Here is a 19672-nt window from a genome sequence, read left to right on the forward strand (position 1 = left end):
GAGTACCCGCACGCGAGGGTCATGGTCCACTGTGGACGCATGAGCACTCCGGTCAACGGCGGCGTCTCGTTCTGGTGGTCGTCGATCGGCGGCCCCGGGCCGCAGCGCGCGCCCTCGACGGTTCGCGCCGTGCCGACGTCTGCATCGTGGGCGCCGGATACACGGGCCTCTGGACCGCGTACGCGCTCAAGAAGATCGACCCCTCTCTCGACATCATGGTGCTCGAGTCGCGGTTCGCGGGATTCGGTGCGTCGGGGCGCAACGGCGGATGGCTCACGCACGACATCACGGGCGGTCGCCAGACGTGGGCGGCGAGCCACGGTCGCGCGGCGGTCGAGGACTTCCAGCGGGCGATGGACGTCACCGTGGACGAGGTCATCCGCGTCGCGGCGGCCGAGGGGATCGACGCCGACATCCAGAAGGGCGGGGAGCTCGAGGTCGCGTACACGCCGGCGCAGCAGGCGCGGCTGGTGGCGGCCGCGCGCGAGGCGCAGACCTGGTCCAGCGACGATTCGGTGCTGCTGACGGCGGCGGAGAGCTCGGCGCGCGTCGGGGTGAGCGGCACGCTCGGCGGATGGTGGCATCCGCACTGCGCCCGCATCCAGCCGGCGAAGCTCGCGCGGGGCCTCGCCGCCGCGGTCGAACGCCTCGGCGTGACGATCCACGAGGGCACCCGCGTCGACGAGATCCGGCCGGGCACGGCGGTCACCCCGCGCGGCACCGTCTCGGCACCGGTCGTGGTGCGCGCGACCGAGGGGTTCACGGCCGGGCTCCGGCGTGAGCACCGCACCTGGCTGCCGATGAACTCGTCGCTCGTGGTGACCGAGCCGCTCGGCCCCGAGGTCTGGGATGAGATCGGCTGGGAGGGTCGCGAGACGCTCGGCGACATGGCGCACGTCTACATGTACGCCCAGCGCACGGCGGATGACCGGATCGCGATCGGCGGCCGCGGCGTTCCCTATCGCTACGGGTCACGCGTCGACCACGACGGCGGCACGGCCGAGCGCACGGTGCGGCATCTGACCGAGGTCCTCACCCGGTTCTTCCCCGCGACGCGCGGTGCCCGGATCGAGCACGCCTGGTCGGGCGTGCTCGGCGTGCCCCGGGACTGGGCCGCGACGGTCTCCTTCGATCGCTCGTCGGGGCTCGCCTGGGCCGGCGGGTACGTCGGCACCGGCGTCACGACGACCAACCTCGCGGGGGCACCCTCGCGGATCTCATCACCGGCCGTGACACCGCGATCACCCGCCTGCCGTGGGTGAATCATCGGGCGCGACGGTGGGAGTTCGAACCGCTGCGCTGGCTCGCGGTGCAGGCGATCTACGGGGCGTACGGCGCGGCCGACCGGGCCGAGCTGCGCGGTCGCGCGACGACGTCGCCGCTCGCGCGGGTCGCCGATCTCGTCGCGGGTCGGCACTGACCCCGCTTGCGAGGATGCTCAGCGAGCGGTCCAGCCCCCGTCGACGGCGATGGTCTCGCCCGTGATCAGCGACGCCGCGGGAGAGGCGAGGAAGGCGACCGCCGTCGCGACCTCGTCGGGCGAGCCGATGCGATGCAGCGCGGCGATGCGCTCGACGACATCGGCGCGGAAGTGGGGGTCGGAGAGCGCGGGCTCGGTTCCGTCCGTCTCGACGAACGTCGGCGCGACGGCGTTCACCCGGATGCCGAGCACGCCCCACTCGACCGCGAGGCACCGGGTGAGGTGGATCACGCCCGCCTTCGCGGTGCAGTAGGCGGACTCGCCCGGCAGCGCCACCAGCCCCGCCTGGGAGGCGATGTTGACGATCGCCCCGCCGCCGTTGTCGCGGAAGTGCCGCGCGGCGTGCTGGGAGAGGAAGAACGTCGAGCGGGTGTTGAACGCCCAGACCGACTCGAACTGCTCCTCGGTGAGGTCGATCGCGTCGCCCATGACGCCGCCGCCGGCGTTGTTGACCAGGATGTCGAGGCCGCCCAGCTCGCCGATCACGGCGTCGAGCCCGGCCCGGCTCTGCGCGAGGTCGGTGACGTCCATCGCGACGCTCGCCACCCGCCGCCCCAGCGCCCGGACCTCGTCGGCGACGCCATTGTCGTCGGCGGCGTCGCGCAGCCCGAGTCCGATGTCGGCCCCGCGTCGGGCGAGCTCGAGCGCGACGGAGCGTCCGATCCCGCGTGAGGCGCCGGTGACCACCGCCACCCGTCCGGTCAGATCTTCGGCCGTGCTGGTCATCCGGTGTCTCCCGTCGTCGTCGGCGGGTCCACGCTAGCGGGCGGAGCGGCTCAGCCCACCGGCGCCATCGCGGCGACGAGGCCGAACAGGTCCTTCGGGTCGTCGGGCTCCGCGACGAGGTCGAGCGCCGCCGTGTAGGAGGTGCCGGTCACCTCGTCGCGCAGGAACCGCAGTGCGGAGAAGTCCTCGATCGCGAAGCCCACCGAGTCGAAGATCGTCAGCTGATCGCGCGAGGTGCGGCCGGGGCGGCGACCGGCCACGACCTCCCAGAGCTCGGTCACGGGGAGTCCGGGCCCAGCTGCTGGATCTCGCCCTCGATCCGCGTCTGCGGCGTGTACTCGACGAAGACGTCGCCGCGCTCCAGGATCGCCGGGTCGAGCTCGGTCTTGCCGGGGCAGTCGCCGCCGATCGCGTTGAGGTGCATGCCCGGCTCGATCCAGGCGTCTTCCAGCACGCGGGCGAGCGCCTTGTCGGCCGTGCAGGTCGTCACGACATCGGCGCCGCGCACGGCGTCGCGTCCGGATGCCGCCCGCTCGATGCGGAAGCCGAGCGGCGCGAGGTTGCGCTCGAGCTTCGACACGGCATCCGGGTCGGTGTCCCACACCGCCAGGTCTTCGATGCCGAGGGCGCCCCGGAAGGCGAGCGCCTGGAACTCGGACTGGCTGCCGGCGCCGATGAGCGCCATCCGGCTCGCGTCGGGCCGCGCCAGGTGGCGTGCCGCCATCGCCGAGGTCGCGGCGGTGCGCATCGCCGTGAGCAGCGTCATCTCGGCCAGCAGCACGGGGTAGCCGTTGTGCACCTGCGAGAGCACGCCGAACGCGGTGACGGTCTGGAAGCCGCGAGCCGGGTTCGAAGGATGGCCGTTGACGTACTTGAACGAGTAGGTCTCGTAGTCGCTCGTCGGCATGAGCTCGATGACCCCGTAGGGGTGTGGCTGGCGATCCGCGGGGTCTTGTCGAAGGTCTCCCAGCGCCGGAAGTCGTCCTCGACGTACGCCGACATCCGCGTGATGAGCCGCTCGACGCCGCTCTCGAGCATCCAGCGCACCATGCTGCGCACGTCGACGAAGTCGGTCATGGATCAACGGTAGGCCGGGCGATCTGCGACCGCCACGACCACACCGGGCACCGGAACGCGCATGACATGACGATCTGCGCATCCAGATTGTACGATCTGCACATGGCCGCGCTGACCGAACTCGATCGCCGCCTCCTCGCCGCGCTCCGCGAGGACGGCCGGATGCCGCTGGCCGAGCTCGCGCGCCGGCTCGGCGTCGCGCGGGCCACGGTCACCGCGCGCATCGACCGCCTCACGGCCGACGGGGTGATCGTCGGCTTCACCGTGCAGGTGCGCGACGAGACCGAGCTCGACGCGATCCGGGCGATGTCGCTCATCGAGGTGGAGGGACGCACGACGGACGCCGTCATCCGGCGCCTGAGGGCTTTCCCGAGATCACCGCGCTGCACACGACCAACGGCGGGTGGGACCTCGTCGCCGAGCTGCGGGTCGCGAATCTCGCGGAGTTCGACCGGGTGCTGGGCGGGATCCGGTCGATCGAGGGCGTCGTCAACAGCGAGACGAGCCTGCTGCTGAGCTCCGTCCTCCGGTAGGCGACGGGCTCAGCTCGGCCGGCGCCCGCTCACGACGATCTCGTCGATCTCCGGCTGCGCCAGTCCGCCGTCCAGCCGGTCGTAGAACGGATGCCCGGGCACGAGCTCGGCCCGGTCGACGGGACGTCCCGTGAAGGCCGACGCGTACAGGGCGGTCACGAACTCCATCGTGGGCCGGCTGCTCGCCACCGTCGCCTCGTGCGTCCGGCCGGCGAGCACGTCGTCGACCAGCCGGGCGAGCTGCGCCTCGTGATTGCTGGGCAGGTCCTCCCCGGCGGTCCGCGACCACAGGTCGCCGGACGCCGCCGAGTCACGCCCGGCGTCGGCCCCCGGCGTGAGCGACTGCGCGCCCCCGGGTACCGGATAAAAGGTCCAGTCGCGATCCGAGTACCCGTACAGGTGGTTCACCTCGAGGCTGCCCTCCGAGGTGTCGATGCGCACCCGGGTGAGTTCACGCGGTGAGAGCAGGCTGTTGATGACGGATCCCACGGCCCCGTTCTCGAACACGACCGTCGCGAGCGACACGTCCTCGAACTCGACCGGGCGGTCCAGCCGGAAGGTGCTCGCGTCGACCGTGCGCCACGGTCCGAGCAGGTGCAGCATCAGGTCGATCTGGTGGATGCCGTGGCCGAGCGTCGGTCCGCCGCCCTCGCCGCTCCAGGTGCCGCGCCACTCCGGGTCGAAGTAGCTCCGGGCCCGGTACCACGATGTCTCGCAGAGCACGAAGTACGGGGTGCCCAGTTCGCCGCCGCGCAGGAGCTCCCGTGCCCGCACGGCACCCGAGCCGAACCGGTGCTGGAACACCACGCTGACCGACCCGGCGCTGCGCTCGTCGAGATCCGCGAGCCGGTCGAGCTGCGCGAGACTCAGCACGGGCGGCTTCTCCACGATGATCGACGTGCCGGCGTCGAGCAGCTCCCGGGCGACGTCGAGATGCGACCCGGGCGGGGTGGCGACCGAGACGAGCCGTGGCGCGGTGGCCGAGAGCAGCTCGTCGACCGAGGTGAAGGCGGCCGTGTCGTACTCGGCGGCGAAGGCGCGCGCCCTCTCGGCGACGGTGTCGACGACCCCGACCAGGTCGGTGCGGCCCGTGGCGGCGTAGGCCTGCGCGTGGCGCGGGCCGATCGCGCCGCCGCCGACGACGGCGACCGGCAGGCGGTCGGTGCGGGACTCGGGGGTCATCGTGCTCCTCCTCGGACGGCGGCCCGCTCCTGGGCCGTCAGGGCGAGACGCATCGTCTCGAAGGTGTGCTCCTGCGGCGCGGCGGTCTCGGTGCGATCGCGCACATCGCGCAGCAGGTCGGGATAGTAGGTCAGCTCGACGTCCGAGCAGTCGACGCGCGTGGTCTGCTCGTCGTCGACCAGGAACAGGTGGTCACCGCCGTCGCGACCGGCGATGTCGACGTATTTGCGCAGCTCCAGGTAGCCCTCGGTTCCGAGGATCACCAGCCGGCCGTCGCCCCAGGTCGGCAGCCCCTGCGGCGTGAACCAGTCCACGCGCACGTAGCCCTGCGCGTGGTCGCTGCGGAGCAGCACCTCTCCGAAGTCCTGGAACGCCGGGTGCTCGGGGCTGCCGAAGTTGCCGACCGTGCTCGCCACGACCTCGGCCGTCGTCGATCCCGTGAACCAGAGGAACTGATCGATCTGGTGCGAGGCGATGTCGGTGATGATGCCGCCGTACCGGGCGGGATCGAAGAACCAGGCGGGTCGTCCGCTCCCGCCGGCGAGGTGGCCGCGGTCGCCGATCCGATGCGGGCCGAGCCCGAGCGTCTGCACGACCGTACCGATCCGTCCGGCGCGCACGAGCTCGCCGGCACGGGCGACCGCGCGCACCTCAAAGCGCTCCGAGAACGTCACCGACCAGAATCGGCCGGTCTGCGCCACCGCGGTCCGGAGCCGGTCGAGCTCGTCGAGCGTGACGCACCCCGGCTTGTCGGTGACGACGTCCTTGCCGGATCGCATGGCCTCGAGCGCGATCGGCGCACGTCGATCCGGCACGGCGGCCGTCACGACGAGTTCGACGTCGTCGCGCGCGAGCAGCTCCGACGGGCTCGAGGCGACCGACACCTCCGGATGCCGGCGGCGCACCTCCCGGGAGACGTCGCTCTCGAGGTCGTCGCTCGCGATCCCGACGAGCTCGCCGCCCGCCGCGAGGAGCCCCTCGATCTGCGCGAAGACGTGGGCATGGTCCAAGCCCACGGCCGCGAAGCGGACCGGGGCGCCGGATGACAGGGTCATCGTCGTCCTTTCTGCGGGGAGCGGGTCACCAGTCGTGCATCGAGCCGTCGGCCAGCCGGTTGACGGGCAGGTAGCGCGGGCGGTACGGATGGCGTGCGGCGGCTTCCTCGTCGAACTCGACGCCCAGCCCCGGGGCGTCGCCGGGGTGCAGGTAGCCGTCGGCGAAGGTGTAGCTCCACCGGAACACCTCGTCGGCCGGCGACGGGAACGGCATGTACTCCTGGATGCCGAAGTTCGGCACCGCGAGGTCGACGTGGAGGGCCGCGGAGAGCGAGATCGGCGACAGGTCGGTCGGGCCGTGCGATCCGGTGCGGACCCCGTACAGGTCGGCCAGCGAGAAGATCCGCAGCAGGTGCGTGATCCCGCCCGCGTGCGAGACCGAGGCGCGCACGTAGTCGATGAGCCGTTCCGTGATCAGCTGCTGGAAGTCCCAGATCGTGTTGAAGACCTCACCCACGGCGATCGGCGTCGTCGTGTGGGAGCGGATCAGCCGGAACGCCGTCGGGTCCTCACCGCGGGTCGGGTCCTCGAGCCACCAGAGGCGCATGGGCTCGAGATCGCGTCCGAGTCGCGCCACCTCGATGGGCGACAGGCGATGGTGGGTGTCGTGCAGCAGGTGGAAGCCGAAGCCGAACTGCTCGCGCACGTGGGCGAGCATCCGCGGTGCGAACTCCAGGTAGCGCGCGGTGTCCCACACCTCCTCCTCGGGCAGCTCCGCGTTCGCGGGTTCGTAGGCGCCGTCGTGCGCGGGGCCGATCCCGTAGGTGTGGTCGAGGCCGGGCACCGCCGCCTGCGCGCGGACGGCACGGTAGCCGCGGTCCAGGAAGAGCTGGATGGAGGCGTCGAGGTCGTCGAGGTTCTGGCCGCTCGCGTGCCCGTAGACCATGACGCCGTCGCGCGCCGCGCCGCCCAGGAGCTGGTAGACGGGCAGGCCGGCCTCCTTGCCCTTGAGGTCCCACAGGGCGATGTCGACCGCCGAGATCGCGGCCATGCCCACCCCGCCCCGGCGCCAGTACGCGCCCTGGTACAGGTAGCTCCACGTGTCGGTGATGCGGCGGGCGTCGCGCCCGATCAGCAGGGGACACACGTGGTCGCGCAGGTAGGACGCGACCGCCAGCTCGCGGCCGTTCAGGGTCGCGTCGCCCACGCCGATCGTGCCGTCGGCGGTCTCGATCACGAGCGTCACGTAGTTGCGGCCCGGAGAACTGACGACGACGCGGGCGTCGACGATCTTCATGCGAGGCACCATACTACCATCCAAGTGTTGTACCAACCCGGACGGAGCCCGGATAATGCCGGAGATGATGGCCACCGGAAATGTGCACGCGATGCGCGCGAATTCGCGCAGCGCGCGGGCGATCGTCCACGAGATCCTGCGGCAGCGGATCATCGAGCTCGAGTTCGCTCCGGGGAGCCCCTGTCGGAGAGCGACCTCGCCGGCAAGCTCGGCGTGTCCCGCACGCCCGTTCGCGAGAGCCTCATCCTCCTCGCGGAGGAGGGTCTCGTCGATGTCGTTCCGCAGGTCGGCACGTTCGTCTCGCGCATCCGCGAGTCCGACACCGCCTCGGCGCAGTTCGTCCGCGAGGCGCTCGAGCGGGCCGCCCTCGTGAACGGCGGAGACGCCATCTCGCCCGCCGCGCTCGGAGAGCTGCGCGGCATGATCGACGCCCAGAACCAGGCGGAGGCCGGCAACGATCACGAGACGTTCTTCCGGCTCGACGATGCCTTCCATGCCGCGCTCATGAAAGCCAGCGGGCACGAGGCGGCGTGGCCCCTGGTGGGTCAGGCGAAGTCGCAGCTCGACCGGGCGCGGCGCCTGTCGCTCACGCTCACGCAGCAGTTGCGGATCCTCATCGATCAGCACAGCTCGGTGATCGACCGGCTCGCCGCCCACGACGTGTCGGGCGCCGACGATGCGCTCCGCGATCATCTCCGACTCGTCTTCAGCGACATCAAGACCATCCGCACGGAGCATCCGGAGATGTTCGACGATGGCGAGACGCCGATCGTCCTCGCCCGACGCCCTCGCGCCTGATGCGGTCATGTCGCCCTGCTTGTTGACGGCTTCAAATATGCATGTATGGTAGTACGCGATTCCGACCCCCGTACGCCGCAGTACCCAGGAAGAGGCCATCAATGAAGATCAAATCCGCCGCGATCCTCGCGGCAGCAGCGCTCCTCGTCACCGCGCTCGCGGGCTGCAGCGCGCCCAGCCACCGCACCGCCGCCGGCCCGACCAGCACCTCGCTTCCGAAGCCCTCGAGCCCGATCACCCTGCACATCCTCGACGTCTCGGGCGACCTGAACACGAGCAAGCCGATCATCCAGGCGTTCGCGAAGGCCAACCCCAAGCTCGTCGACAGCATCCAGTTCGAGACGGGCTCCGCTCCGGATGTCGTGGGCAAGGTCCAGGCCGAGCAGCAGGCGGGCCGGGTCGACATCGACATGATCCTCACCGGCCCGCTCGCGCTCGCGCAGATGGCCGGTCAGAAGCAGCTCGTGAAGGTGCTCCCGACCTACAGCTCCCACCTGCCGGACCTCGACAAGACGCTCACCCCGGCCGCGAAGGACTTCTCGACGCTCGCGAACGGCTACGGCGTCATCACCAGCGGCGGCGGATGGGCCGGCCCGATCTGGGCGTACAACAAGGCGAAGGTGACCGATCCGCCCAAGACGCCGCAGGCACTGCTCGCGTGGGCGAAGGCGAACCCCGGCAAGTTCGTCTACGCGAACCCCACGAGCGGATCCGGACCGGCGAACGCGTTCATCGACGCGCTGCCGTACATGCTCAAGGACAAGGATCCGGGCGACCCCATCAACGGCTGGGACAAGACCTGGGCCTACCTCAAGGAGCTCAACCAGTACATCGCCCGCTACCCCTCGAGCACCAGCCCGACGTTCGTCGGGCTCGGCGACGGCACCTATGACCTCGCAGCGTCCGAGGCCGGCTGGGACCTGCTGGAGCACAGCACCAAGGTGCTCGGCAGCTCGTACGGCATCTACGCGTTCGACCACCCGATCCTGAGCAGCGATGGTCACTTCATCGCCGTGCCCAAGGGGTGCCCGCCAGCCACATCACGGTCGACCTGGCGCTCGCGAGCTGGCTGCTGAAGCCGCAGCACGCCGCCCAGGGCTACGCCACGTCGAACGTCTTCCCGGCGAAGGGGTCGAGCTCAGCATGGCCGCTCCCGACGTGCAGGCCGCGGCGAAGAGCTACTACGGCCTCAGCCTGTTCAGCAAGCTCGACAAGGCCAGGACCACCCTGCCGCTCAACGGCGACAAGGTGCAGGCCATGTACGACAAGTGGAACCAGCTGATCGGGTCGCAGAAGTGAGCTCCGGAGGCGGCCGGTTCCGCGAGCTGCGGCTCGAGCGGCTGTCGCGGCGGTTCGGCGACTTCGCCGCCCTGGACGACCTGAACCTGTCTATCGAGGGGGCGAGTTCGTCGCCCTCCTCGGCCCCTCCGGGTGCGGCAAGTCCACCGCGTTGAACCTCATCGCCGGCCTTCTCGAGCCCACCGCCGGCTCGATCTGGCTCGACGACGTCCGCCTCGACCACGTGCCGCCCGAGAAGCGCGACTTCGGCATGGTCTTCCAGAACTACGCCCTCTTCCCGCACATGAGCGTCGCCGACAACGTGGGGTTCGGTCTGTCGTTGCGCCGCGTCGGCAAGGCCGAGCGGCGTGAGCGCGTGCAGAAGGCGCTCGACATGGTGCAGCTCGGATCGCAGGCCGCCAAGCGCCCCTCGCAGCTCTCCGGCGGCCAGCAGCAGCGCGTCGCGATCGCCCGCGCGATCGTGACCGAGCCCCGGCTCGTGCTCATGGACGAGCCGTTGTCGAACCTCGATGCCAAGCTGCGCATCGACATGCGCACCGAGGTGCGCCTGCTGCACCAGGATCTCGGCCTCACGACGATCTACGTCACCCATGACCAGGCCGAGGCGCTCTCGCTCGCCGACCGGCTGGTCGTGATGCGCGAGGGCGTCGTGCAGCAGACCGGGGCCCCGCAGGAGGTCTACGAGAGCCCGGACAACATCTACGTGGCCGCGTTCGTGGGCTACCGCAACGCGATCGACGGCAGGGTGGGCCGCGACGGCCGGATCGACATCGGCGACGCCTCGCTCGTGGTCGCGGATGCCGGAGACCGCCTCGGCGGTGCCCCGCACGCGGTCGCGATGGTGCGACCCGACGACGTGACCATCGCGGCAGCGGACGCGGCGCCGGGTGAGGCGCGCGCCAACGCCATCCCGGTCACCGTGCGAGTGAGCGAGTACCAGGGCAGGGTGTTCGCGGTCGAGGCGCAGACCGCGGGCGGCACGACGGTCTTCGGATACTCCGAGACCCTGCTGCAGCCGGGCACCGCCGCGGTCGCCTCGATCGCGGCGGAGAGCATCCGGGTCTACGGCGAGGACGCGCCGCACGGCGCCGCGCGCGCCGCCGCCGCGGAGGCCGAGCTCGCCGCGAGTGGAGTGCCGGCGTGACGACCTCGGCGGCCGAGCGCCGGGATCTCGGCTCCTGGATCCGCGCGCGCGGCTACACCCCGACGGTCTGGCTCGTGCTGCCGGGCGTGCTCTTCATGGTGGTCTTCTTCATCTACCCGGTGATCTACGGCCTGAATCTCTCGTTCCAGGGGCGAAGCGGTGGTATCTCGGCCTACCTCGACTTCTTCACGAACCAGTTCCCGCACGACTCCGGGAGCTTCCAGACGCTCTGGACGACGCTCGCCCTCGCCCTGCCCTCGGCGCTCATCTGCCTCGTGCTCGCGGTGCCGATCGCCTGGCGGCTGCGCCGCGGGGTGCGCGGGGTGCGGGTGCTCACGGCGATCGTGATGATCCCGATGACGCTCGGCAGCGTCTTCGTCGCCGAGGCGCTCAACACCCTGCTCGGCCCGGCCGGCTGGCTCAACCGGCTGCTGCTGATGCTCAACCTGATCCACGAGCCGCTGCGCCTCACGGGCAACTTCACCGGCGTGCTCATCGCCCTCGTGCTCACCGGATTCCCGTTCTCCTTCCTCCTCATGCTCGGCTTCGCCGCCGGCATCGACCCGTCGCTCGACCGGGCCGCGTCGATCCTCGGCGCGGGGCCGACGCAGCGGTTCTGGCGCATCGACCTTCCCCTGCTGCTGCCCGGCATCACGATCACGTTCGCGCTGTCGTTCGTGCTCGCCTTCGCCGTGTTCCCGTCGGCGACCCTGCTCGGCAACGACGCCGGTCCGACGCGCGTGCTCTCCAAGGTCGCCTACCAGGAGTACTCGAACGGCAACTACGCCAACGCCTCGGCGACGGCCGTGATCATGGCGGTCGCCCAGCTCATCGTGCTCGCGATCGTGTTCCTCATCCGCGGACGGCTGTACCGCGGATCGACCGCAGGAGGCAAGGGATGACGACCTCGACGGTCCTGCCCCGGGCGCCCATGTCGGCGCCGGACGATCGCCGTCCGCGCCGCCGGGCGAGCCTCATGGGCAGCCTCACCTGGGTGGTGCTGTGGCTGTTCATCGTCGTGCTCGTCGCGTCGGTCGCCGTGGTGGTCATCGGCTCGTTCGCCGATCGCACGGGCAGCGGCTGGCTGCCGGCCTCGTACACGGCCAAGTGGTACGCGGCCGCCTGGCAGGACTTCGGCGTCGGCGGGCTGCTCGGCAACACGGTGGTCGTCGCGATCGTGGTGGTCGTGATCTCGCTCGCCATCGGCATCCCGACCGCGTACGTGCTGGCGCGCCAGTCGTTCGCGGGCAAGCGGTTGCTGCTGGGTCTCTTCCTGCTCCCGCAGGTGATCCCGACGTTCACCTACGCGATCCCGCTCGCGACGCTCGTCTACGCGCTGCAGCTGAACAACACGCTCGTCGGGGTGATCATCGTCAACCTCGTGCCGAGCATCCCGTTCGCCGTGCTCGTGCTCATCCCGTTCGTCGAGCAGATCGACCCGCGCGTCGAGCAGGCGGCGCGCATGTCGGGGGCGGGCACGATCCAGGTCTTCGGCCGGATCCTCGCCCCGCTCATGGTGCCGGGACTCCTCGCCGCGGGCGTGCTGATCCTCGTGCGGGTCGTCGGCCAGTTCGAGCTCACGTTCCTCGTCGCCGGCCCCGACAGCCAGACGCTGGTCATCGCCCTGTATGCGGCGGCGACCCAATCGGGCATCGTCTCGCTGCAGGAGATCGAGACGATGGCGGTGGTCTACGCGTTGACCACGCTCATCCTGCTGATGATCTCGCTGCGCTTCGTCGATCCCACGACCGCGGCCGCGGGAGGACGCACGCGCGTGCGGTGAACGGCCGGGGCGGTCAGCTCGCCCAGGGGCGCGGTCGACCCGCACGGGCTCGCCGGTCGCAGCCGCGCTCTCGACCGCGAGTCCCAGGAGCTGATCCTGCGCCGCCTCGGCGAGCGGGTACGGCGCCGGTCCGGCATCCGTGGCGAACCGTCCCATCGCCGTGAGCAGCTCGGCCATCGCGATCTCGTCGTCGGAGAGCCGGGCCCCGGAGGCGGCGTTGCGCACGACGACCTCCCCGTCCAGCGCGATGTGCTCGAGGTCGGGCGCCTCGAAGTCGCGATCGGCCCCGGTGACGCGACGCACGAGGGTCGACTCGACGACCGTGGTGGCGTCGACCAGCGTGGTCACCCGGTCGTCGGCGATCTCCCCGCGACTGCCGCGGGCCAGGAAACGGGATGAACGCAGCGGGTTGCGGGTCTGCCCGTCGGTGAAGTCGTAGACGCCCACGGCGCCGCCGAAGTCGAGCGTCGCGAGCACGGACGCGGTGTCGTGCTCGGCGTCGTCGTGCGTCCACCCGGCGCGGGTGCGCGGCGCCACGAGGGGAGCGTGCTGCACGTGCGCGCACACCTCCGCCTCGCCGAAACCCGCATCGAGCGCAGCGCGCAGCACGGCGATGGCGTGGTAGGTCTGCGCGATCGAGACGACGGCGGAGGTGGGCGTGCCGATGCGGCCCGCGCGGATCGCCGCGAGCCGGGCCGCCGTCATGGGGTGGCGCGGGTACTGCTCGGCGACCTGGATGCGCGCCGCACCCGGGAGCCGCCAGAGCCGGTGCAGGCCGGCGATGTCGGGGGACGCGGGCGTCTCCGCGAGCACGGGCGCGCCGCGTTCGAGGAGGGCGGCGGCGGTCTCGACGTTGTGCTGCGCCGCCACGGCGGTGAGGACGAACGCCGGCTCGCGTGCGAGCAGGGCGTCGAGGTCGTGGACCACGAGGCCGGCGAGCTCCGGGTCGTGACGAGCCGCGGCCGGATGCCGGCTCAGCACCGCGACCGCCTCGAGGCTCTCGGGGAGGGCGGCCGAGAGTCGCAGGAAGGCGCGGGCACGGAATCCGGTGCCGATGATCGCGAAGCGCGTGCGGGTGGCCACGAAATCAATACTAGTATATCAGTGCCCGCGTGCGGAGCGCGTGCCGCGGTCGACGTGCGCCGCCGACCGGACCGGAGGAGGCTCTCACCGTGCGACTCGTGAACCACCCCGACCGGCTGCTCCCCGTCGACCCAGCCACCCGTGCGGTGGCGCGGGAGCTCTACGCGAGCGTGGCCGAACTGCCCATCGTCTCGCCGCACGGGCATGTCGACCCGCGCATCCTCGTCGACGACCGGCCCTTCGACGACGCCGCCGAGCTGTTCATCCGGTACGACCACTACGTGACGCGGCTGCTGCACGCCGCGGGAGTGCCGTTCGGCGAGCTCGGCATCCCGGGCGGCGGTGCGGTCGCGGCGCCGCGCGAGGTGTGGCGCACGTTCTGCGCGCACTGGGAGCTGTTCGCCGGCACGGCATCCGGTTACTGGCTGCAGACGACCCTCGGCGAGGTGTTCGGGGTGACCGAGCACCCGGACGCCGCCGACGCCGACCGGCTGTTCGACCTCATCGGCAGCGCCCTCGCGACGGACGCGTTCCGGCCGCGGGCGCTGTTCGACCGCTTCCGCATCGAGGTGCTCGCCACCACCGACGATCCGCTCGACGACCTGGCGCCGCACGCGGCGCTCGCCGCGGACGCCGGATTCCGGGGCCGCGTCGTGCCGACCTTCCGTCCCGACGCGTACCTGGACCCGACCGCACCCGGGTGGGCCGAGCGCGTGGCCCGGCTCGCCGAGCTCACCGGCGAGCGCGAGACCTACGCGGGCTACCTCGCGGCGCTCGCGGCCCGCCGAGCCCACTTCGTCGAGCACGGCGCCGTCTCCGCGGACCACGGCGTCGCGCGGCCGCTGACGGTGCAGCTCGACGACGCGGACGCGGCGGCCCTGTTCGAGCGCGGTCGCGCGGGGGCGCTGGAGGCCGATGAGGCACGCGTGTTCTCCGGGCACATGCTGCTGCAGATGGCGCGCATGAGCGTCGACGACGGGCTCGTCATGACGATCCATCCGGGCATCCTGCGCGGCCACGACCGACCCACGCTCGAGCGCTTCGGGCCCGACATGGGGCACGACATCCCCGTGCCGGTCTCCTACGTCGAGCCGCTGCGCCCGCTGCTCGAGCGCTACGGCAACGAGCCGGGCTTCCATCTCGTGCTGTTCACGGTCGACGAGTCGACGTTCTCGCGGGAGCTCGCCCCGCTCGCCGGCTACTACCCGAGCGTCTACATCGGCGCGCCGTGGTGGTTCCTCGACGCGCCGGATGCCGTGCTGCGCTTCCGTGCGGCCGTCACCGAGACGGCCGGCTTCTCGCGCGGCTCGGGTTTCATCGACGACACCCGGGCGTTCCTCTCGATCCCCGCGCGGCACGACATGTCGCGCCGGCTCGACGCCGCCCACCTCGCGCGGCTCGTCGGGGAGGGCCGGATGCCGCGCGAGCTCGCCGAGCGGATCATCGTCGACCTCGTGCGCGACCAGCCGCGGCGGGTGTTCAAGCTGTGACGGCCCGTCTGAGCCGCGCGACCCTCCCAGGGAGGCCGACCGCGCCGATCCGGATCGTGCATGTCGGGCTCGGCTCCTTCCACCGCGCGCACCAGGCCTGGTATACCCACGAGGCCGACCCGGCGGGGAGTGGGGGATCGCCGCGTTCACCGGCCGGGGACCGCGGCAGGCGACCGTGCTGGCCGAGCAGGACGGCCTGTACACGCTGCTCGAGCGCTCGGCGGCCGGCGACCGTGCGACGGTGGTCCGCAGCATCGTCGAGGCCGCGGACGGCGCCGACCTCGCGCGCTTCATCGAGCTCGTCGCCGCACCGGCGACGGCGCTCATCACCATCACGATCACCGAGGCGGGCTACCGGCTGCGTGCCGACGGCGCCCCCGACCTCGAGGATCCGGGCGTCGCGGCCGACCTCGCGACGCTCGCCGCGCAGACCGAAGCCGAGCTGCCACCCGTCACGGCGCTCGGCCGGATCCTGGCGGGGCTCCGCGCCCGGCGGCGCGCCGGGTCCGGTCCGCTCGCGATCGTGCCGTGCGACAACATGCCGGGCAACGGCGCCCTCGTCCGCAACGCCCTCGTCGCACTCGCCGATCGGGTCGACCCGCGGCTCGCGGCGTGGATCCTCGCATCGGTCGCCGTGGTGTCCACCTCGGTCGACCGGATCGCGCCCGCCCCGACCGACGACGACCGCGAGATCGCGAGCCGGCTGATCGGCCTCCGCGACGAGGCCACGGTGGTCGCGGAGCCCTTCCGCGACTGGGTGCTGAGCGGTGACTTCCCCGTCGGTCGACCGGCATGGGAACGCGCCGGGGCCCGGTTCGTCGACGACATCGAGCCGTTCGAGCTGCGCAAGCTGCGCCTGCTGAACGGCGCGCACAGCCTGCTCGCCTACGGCGGCCTGCTGCGCGGGCACGAGACGGTGCCCGACGCCATCGCCGACGAGGTGCTCGCCCGCCGCGTGGCCGCCGCGTGGGACGAGGCCGAGCGCCATCTCCCGAGGGCGGACGAGCTCGAGCTCGACCGATACCGCGCTGCGCTGCTCGAGCGCTTCTCGAACCGGCGACTGGGCGACCGGCTCGTCCGGATCGCCGCCGACGGTTCGACGAAGCTCCGGCTCCGGATCGTGCCCACGCTCGTGGCCGAGCGGGCCGCGGGTCGCCCGGGCGCGGCGAGCATGGCGGCGATCGCCGCGTGGGTCGCCCTGCAGCAGCGCGGCGTGGAGCTGCCGGATGCCGCGCTGCCGAGGATCGAGGACCGATCGACCGCCGGCCTCCTGCGCCTGATCGATCCGCGGCTCGCGGACGATGCCGGCCTTCGGCACGAGATCCAGCGCGCCGTCGACGACGCGGCGGCGGGCGCCGGAGGCTAGGCGGGGAGGCCGCTCAGGCCGGCCACGATCCGGTCGACCAGGGCGTCCGCGCCCGCGCCGATGTCGACCGCGAAGCCGCGTTCGTCGGGGTCCAGGGGCTCGAGGGTGGCGTACTGCGAGTCGAGCAGCGATGCGGGCATGTACTCGTGGTGCCGGTGGGCCAGCCGCTGGGCGATGAGCGACTCGCTGCCGGCGAGGTGCACGAACACCGAGTCCGGCGCGGTGGCGCGCAGTCGGTCGCGATAGCGGCGGCGCAGCGCCGAGCACGCCACGACGGGGGTCGGGGCCCCCGCGAGCCGGGCGCCGACCGCGTCGAGCCAGGGCCAGCGATCCTCGTCGTCGAGGGGGATGCCGGCCGCCATCTTCGCCTTGTTCGCCGCGGGATGCAGGCCGTCGGCATCCACGAAGGGCATGCCGAGCCGCGTCGCGAGCAGCTCGCCGATCGTCGACTTGCCGCTGCCGGAGACGCCCATGACGATGATCGGCGGACGTGCAGACGGCAGGGAGGTCACCCCCGAGCGTACGGTGGCGCCATGATCTGGGAAGCGCGGCACGTCTCCGTCTCGATCGACCGGCCGGTCGCGGAGGTCGTCCGCTATGCCGGAGACCCCCGCCGACTGCCCGAGTGGGCCGCCGGTCTCGCGGCCGGGATCCGGCCGGACGACGACGGCGCGAGCTGGGTGGCCGACTCGCCGATGGGGAGGTCGTGGTGCGCTTCGCACCCGGCAACGACCTGGGCGTGCTCGATCACGACGTGTCGCTGCCCGACGGCACCGTCGTGCACAACCCGTTCCGGGTCATGCCGAACGGCGACGGCAGCGAGGTGGTGTTCACGGTCTTCCGCCGCGACGGCGCGGATGCGGCCGCATTCGACGCCGACGCCGCGGCTGTCGAGGCCGACCTGACGCGTCTGCGCGACATCCTGCAACGCTGATCGGCACACCCCGGGCGCGCCGCATCGTGCCGCTATGATCCCGAGTGACCGGTCCCAATCCGGTGCTGGGACGGAGGGGTCATGGGCGACGAGTCGGTATCGGCGCGCCCTCCTCGATCCGCGACGTCGCCCGCATCGCGGGCGTCTCCCGGCAGACCGTATCGCGGGTCATCAACCGGCATCCCAACATCAGCGCGGGCACCGAGAGCCGGGTGCGGGCCGCGATGGAGCAGCTCGCCTGGCGGCCCAACAGCATGGCGCGTGCCCTGGCGACCTCGCGCACCCACTCGATCGGCCTGCTCGTCTCCGCGCGCTCGCACTACGGCCCGTTCTCCGCGGCGGGCGGGGTCGACGACGCGGCCCGGGCGCGCGGATACACGATCGTCTCCGCGACGATGGCGGGATCCGACGAGACGGAGATCGCCGACGCCCTCGACGCGCTCGTGCGTCAGGGCGTCGAGGCGCTCGTGGTCATCGCGCCCCAGGAGCGGGCGCACGAGGCCCTGCAACGGGTCGCGATCGGCGTGCCGTCGATCACGCTGCAGTGGCGAGACGGGCCCGAGGGGCGCTCCGTCGCCTTCGACCAGCAGGCCGGGGCACGGGCCGCGACCCGTTACCTGATCGACCTCGGGCACCGCGAGATCCTGCACCTGGCCGGCCCGCAGGACTGGAGCGAGGCCGAGGACCGTATGCGCGGCTACCTCGCCGAGATGTCCGATCGCGACCTCACGCCCATGCCGCCGGTGCTGGGGGACTGGACCGCCGACACGGCGTTCGAGCTCGGTCGGCGCCTGCTGCGCTTCCGCGACTTCAGCGCGGTGTTCTCGTCGAACGACCAGATGGCGCTGGGCTTCGTGCACGCGGCCGCCGAGGCGGGACTGCGCGTGCCGCAGGACCTCAGCATCGTGGGGTTCGACGACATCCCCGAGGCCAAGCACTTCACGCCGCCGCTGACGACCGTGCGGCAGGACTTCGACGAGCTGGGCCGGCGCGCGATCGGCATCCTGGTCGCCGAGATCGAGGGGTCCGCCGACACGGGATACCCGATGGTGACGACGCCGGAGCTCATCGTGCGCGCCAGCGCGTCCCGGCCCGCGTAGGCGATGCACTTGACGGACGCGGACGAAGTCGATACTTTCGCAGCGTTCGTTGTGACCGGTCACAGTCTGAACGACGACGAGGTCGGAATCGCGCGCCGAGGCATGCGCGAGGAGGCGGCCTTGCGCGTCGCGGACATCCGGCTTCCGACGATCGCCCTGCGGGGTGAGCACCTCCACTTGCACATGACGACGACGTCGTGGACGTCGATGAAAGGAAGCATCGTGAAGATCAGAAGGATCGCGATGGCCGCCGCCGCCATCGGCGTCGCGGTGGCACTCGCCGCATGCTCGGGCGGTCGTGGCGACACGTCGACCGACTCGAAGGCTCACAGCAACAAGGGCGCCCTGGTCGGCGTCGCGATGCCCACCAAGGTGGACCAGCGCTGGATCCGCGACGGCGCGGCGGTGAAGCAGAACCTCGAGAAGGACGGCTACAAGGTCGACCTCGAGTACGCGAACAACGACATCCCGACCCAGGTGCAGCAGATCAACACGATGATCACGAAGGGCGCGAAGGTGCTCATCCTCGCCTCGATCAACGGCGGATCGCTGAGCGACCAGCTCGACGCGGCGGCCAAGTCCGGCATCAAGGTGATCGCCTACGACCGCCTGCTCACCGGGGACAAGAACGTCGACTACTACGTGTCGTTCGACAACTACAAGGTCGGCGTCTACCAGGCGAACTCGCTGCTTACCGGCCTCGGCGTCCTCGACGCCGACGGCAAGAAGACCGGCAAGAAGGGCCCGTTCAACATCGAGGTGTTCGCGGGCAGCCCCGACGACAACAACGCGACGTTCTTCTACAACGGCGGCATGGACACTCTGAAGCCCTACATCGAGGACGGCACCCTCGTCGTCAAGAGCGGCCAGACCGACTTCAAGCAGGTCGCGATCCAGGGCTGGGACCCGGCGCGCGCCAAGGCGCGCATGCAGAACCTCATCGCCAAGTCGTACTCCGACGGGTCGAGCGTCCAGGGCGTCCTGTCGCCGTACGACGGGCTCTCGGACGGCATCCTGAGCGCGCTGCAGGGCGCCGGGTACGGCAGCGCGGGCAAGGCGCTTCCGATCATCACCGGGCAGGATGCCGAGGTCGCGAGCGTCAAGCAGATCATCGCGGGCACGCAGTACTCCACGATCTACAAGGACACCCGTGAGCTCGCCCGTGAGGCGGCCACGATGTCCGACCAGCTGCTGAAGGGTCAGAAGCCGAAGGTCAACGACACCAAGAGCTACGACAACAAGGTCAAGGTCGTGCCGGCGTACCTCTTCCAGCCCGTCGTGGTCACCAAGGACAACTACAAGAAGGTCCTCGTCGACAGCGGGTACTACACCGACGCCGACCTGCAATAGCGCGACCCCCTCCCCCACGGCGCGGGGCGGTCTTC

The 19672-nt window shown here is 71.4% G+C and carries 18 protein-coding genes and 3 pseudogenes; 14 read left to right on the forward strand and 7 right to left on the reverse strand.

Annotated elements, in window-relative coordinates:
- The first annotated feature begins 39 nt into the window (after positions 1–39).
- A pseudogene (locus QQK35_RS14165) lies at positions 40–1420 on the forward strand (NAD(P)/FAD-dependent oxidoreductase).
- A gap of 18 nt (positions 1421–1438) precedes the next feature.
- Here QQK35_RS14165 and QQK35_RS14170 read toward each other — a convergent pair.
- The gene (locus tag QQK35_RS14170; RefSeq protein ID WP_284254736.1) at positions 1439–2206 is read right to left on the reverse strand and encodes an SDR family NAD(P)-dependent oxidoreductase; all 768 of its coding nucleotides are present in this window, start codon (positions 2204–2206) and stop codon (positions 1439–1441) included.
- 50 nt (positions 2207–2256) lie between these two features.
- A pseudogene (gene ocd, locus QQK35_RS14175) lies at positions 2257–3283 on the reverse strand (ornithine cyclodeaminase).
- Between the two features lie 422 nt (positions 3284–3705).
- Between ocd and QQK35_RS14180 the strand changes: the two are divergent.
- Positions 3706–3816 carry a hypothetical protein gene (locus tag QQK35_RS14180; RefSeq protein WP_284255714.1) on the forward strand — a complete coding sequence of 37 codons (111 nt, stop codon included), beginning with the start codon at positions 3706–3708 and terminating at the stop codon, positions 3814–3816.
- A 9-nt stretch (positions 3817–3825) separates the two neighbouring features.
- On the opposite strand, the gene QQK35_RS14185 is transcribed toward QQK35_RS14180, so the two are convergent.
- Genes QQK35_RS14185 through manD form a run of 3 tightly spaced genes read right to left on the reverse strand, consistent with a single transcriptional unit; the run spans position 3826 to position 7290 of the window.
- A complete protein-coding gene (locus tag QQK35_RS14185; RefSeq protein ID WP_284254737.1) occupies positions 3826–4998 on the reverse strand; it encodes a Gfo/Idh/MocA family protein in 1173 nt (390 codons plus the stop codon).
- Complete coding sequence (locus QQK35_RS14190) at positions 4995–6053, reverse strand: Gfo/Idh/MocA family protein (protein ID WP_284254738.1); 1059 nt, start codon at positions 6051–6053, stop codon at positions 4995–4997. The genes QQK35_RS14185 and QQK35_RS14190 overlap by 4 nt, the downstream gene beginning before the upstream one ends.
- 25 nt (positions 6054–6078) lie before the next feature.
- Positions 6079–7290: a D-mannonate dehydratase ManD gene (gene manD, locus QQK35_RS14195; protein ID WP_284254739.1), complete on the reverse strand. Its 1212-nt coding sequence runs from the start codon at positions 7288–7290 to the stop codon at positions 6079–6081.
- 213 nt (positions 7291–7503) lie between these two features.
- Here manD and QQK35_RS14200 point away from each other — a divergent pair, with 213 nt between their 5' ends.
- The 7 genes from QQK35_RS14200 (at position 7504) to QQK35_RS14230 (ending at position 12753) form a co-directional block, all read left to right on the forward strand.
- Positions 7504–8088 (forward strand): GntR family transcriptional regulator, encoded by a 585-nt coding sequence (locus tag QQK35_RS14200; RefSeq protein WP_284254740.1) that lies wholly within the window; start codon positions 7504–7506, stop codon positions 8086–8088.
- A 101-nt stretch (positions 8089–8189) separates the two neighbouring features.
- Positions 8190–9164 carry an extracellular solute-binding protein gene (locus QQK35_RS14205; RefSeq protein ID WP_284254741.1) on the forward strand — a complete coding sequence of 325 codons (975 nt, stop codon included), beginning with the start codon at positions 8190–8192 and terminating at the stop codon, positions 9162–9164.
- A 67-nt stretch (positions 9165–9231) separates the two neighbouring features.
- Entirely contained in the window at positions 9232–9387 is a 156-nt protein-coding gene (locus QQK35_RS14210; RefSeq protein ID WP_284254742.1) for a hypothetical protein, read from the forward strand.
- A gap of 151 nt (positions 9388–9538) precedes the next feature.
- Positions 9539–10531 carry an ABC transporter ATP-binding protein gene (locus QQK35_RS14215; RefSeq protein ID WP_284254743.1) on the forward strand — a complete coding sequence of 331 codons (993 nt, stop codon included), beginning with the start codon at positions 9539–9541 and terminating at the stop codon, positions 10529–10531.
- Complete coding sequence (locus QQK35_RS14220) at positions 10528–11433, forward strand: ABC transporter permease (RefSeq protein ID WP_284254744.1); 906 nt, start codon at positions 10528–10530, stop codon at positions 11431–11433. Before QQK35_RS14215 ends, QQK35_RS14220 begins: the two co-directional genes overlap by 4 nt.
- Positions 11430–12314: an ABC transporter permease gene (locus tag QQK35_RS14225; RefSeq protein ID WP_284254745.1), complete on the forward strand. Its 885-nt coding sequence runs from the start codon at positions 11430–11432 to the stop codon at positions 12312–12314. Before QQK35_RS14220 ends, QQK35_RS14225 begins: the two co-directional genes overlap by 4 nt.
- A gap of 160 nt (positions 12315–12474) precedes the next feature.
- Positions 12475–12753 carry a hypothetical protein gene (locus tag QQK35_RS14230; RefSeq protein ID WP_284254746.1) on the forward strand — a complete coding sequence of 93 codons (279 nt, stop codon included), beginning with the start codon at positions 12475–12477 and terminating at the stop codon, positions 12751–12753.
- A 374-nt stretch (positions 12754–13127) separates the two neighbouring features.
- Here QQK35_RS14230 and QQK35_RS20555 read toward each other — a convergent pair.
- Positions 13128–13397 (reverse strand): annotated as a pseudogene (locus QQK35_RS20555) (Gfo/Idh/MocA family oxidoreductase); the annotation flags it as partial.
- A gap of 89 nt (positions 13398–13486) precedes the next feature.
- Here QQK35_RS20555 and uxaC point away from each other — a divergent pair.
- Together uxaC and QQK35_RS14245 are read left to right on the forward strand one after the other, a co-directional pair.
- Positions 13487–14887: a glucuronate isomerase gene (gene uxaC, locus QQK35_RS14240; protein WP_284254748.1), complete on the forward strand. Its 1401-nt coding sequence runs from the start codon at positions 13487–13489 to the stop codon at positions 14885–14887.
- Positions 14888–15062: 175 nt separating this feature from the next.
- The gene (locus QQK35_RS14245) at positions 15063–16253 is read left to right on the forward strand and encodes a mannitol dehydrogenase family protein (RefSeq protein ID WP_284254749.1); all 1191 of its coding nucleotides are present in this window, start codon (positions 15063–15065) and stop codon (positions 16251–16253) included.
- Here the strand turns inward: QQK35_RS14245 and QQK35_RS14250 are convergent.
- Positions 16250–16765, reverse strand: a complete 516-nt coding sequence (locus QQK35_RS14250; protein ID WP_284254750.1) for a gluconokinase — start codon at positions 16763–16765, stop codon at positions 16250–16252. The genes QQK35_RS14245 and QQK35_RS14250 overlap by 4 nt on opposite strands.
- 194 nt (positions 16766–16959) lie before the next feature.
- Here QQK35_RS14250 and QQK35_RS19900 point away from each other — a divergent pair, with 194 nt between their 5' ends.
- The 3 genes from QQK35_RS19900 (at position 16960) to chvE (ending at position 19637) form a co-directional block, all read left to right on the forward strand.
- Positions 16960–17187, forward strand: a complete 228-nt coding sequence (locus tag QQK35_RS19900; RefSeq protein WP_348534952.1) for a hypothetical protein — start codon at positions 16960–16962, stop codon at positions 17185–17187.
- Positions 17188–17231: 44 nt separating this feature from the next.
- A complete protein-coding gene (locus QQK35_RS14260) occupies positions 17232–18287 on the forward strand; it encodes a LacI family DNA-binding transcriptional regulator (RefSeq protein ID WP_284254751.1) in 1056 nt (351 codons plus the stop codon).
- A 222-nt stretch (positions 18288–18509) separates the two neighbouring features.
- Positions 18510–19637, forward strand: coding sequence for a multiple monosaccharide ABC transporter substrate-binding protein (gene chvE / locus QQK35_RS14265; RefSeq protein ID WP_348534953.1), 1128 nt, complete (start codon positions 18510–18512; stop codon positions 19635–19637).
- Positions 19638–19672 lie beyond the last annotated feature (35 nt).

The organism is Pseudolysinimonas kribbensis, from assembly GCF_030161895.1.
Classification (GTDB): Bacteria; Actinomycetota; Actinomycetes; order Actinomycetales; family Microbacteriaceae; genus Pseudolysinimonas; species Pseudolysinimonas kribbensis.

Bases quoted from the DNA above. Each gene is read 5' to 3' on its own strand.
- QQK35_RS14170 (WP_284254736.1), bottom strand. From the start codon at position 2,206: ATGACCAGCACGGCCGAAGATCTGACCGGACGGGTGGCGGTGGTCACC.
- QQK35_RS14205 (WP_284254741.1), top strand. From the start codon at position 8,190: ATGAAGATCAAATCCGCCGCGATCCTCGCGGCAGCAGCGCTCCTCGTC.
- QQK35_RS14185 (WP_284254737.1), bottom strand. From the start codon at position 4,998: ATGACCCCCGAGTCCCGCACCGACCGCCTGCCGGTCGCCGTCGTCGGC.
- QQK35_RS14210 (WP_284254742.1), top strand. From the start codon at position 9,232: ATGGCCGCTCCCGACGTGCAGGCCGCGGCGAAGAGCTACTACGGCCTC.
- QQK35_RS14190 (WP_284254738.1), bottom strand. From the start codon at position 6,053: ATGACCCTGTCATCCGGCGCCCCGGTCCGCTTCGCGGCCGTGGGCTTG.
- manD (WP_284254739.1), bottom strand. From the start codon at position 7,290: ATGAAGATCGTCGACGCCCGCGTCGTCGTCAGTTCTCCGGGCCGCAAC.
- QQK35_RS14225 (WP_284254745.1), top strand. From the start codon at position 11,430: ATGACGACCTCGACGGTCCTGCCCCGGGCGCCCATGTCGGCGCCGGAC.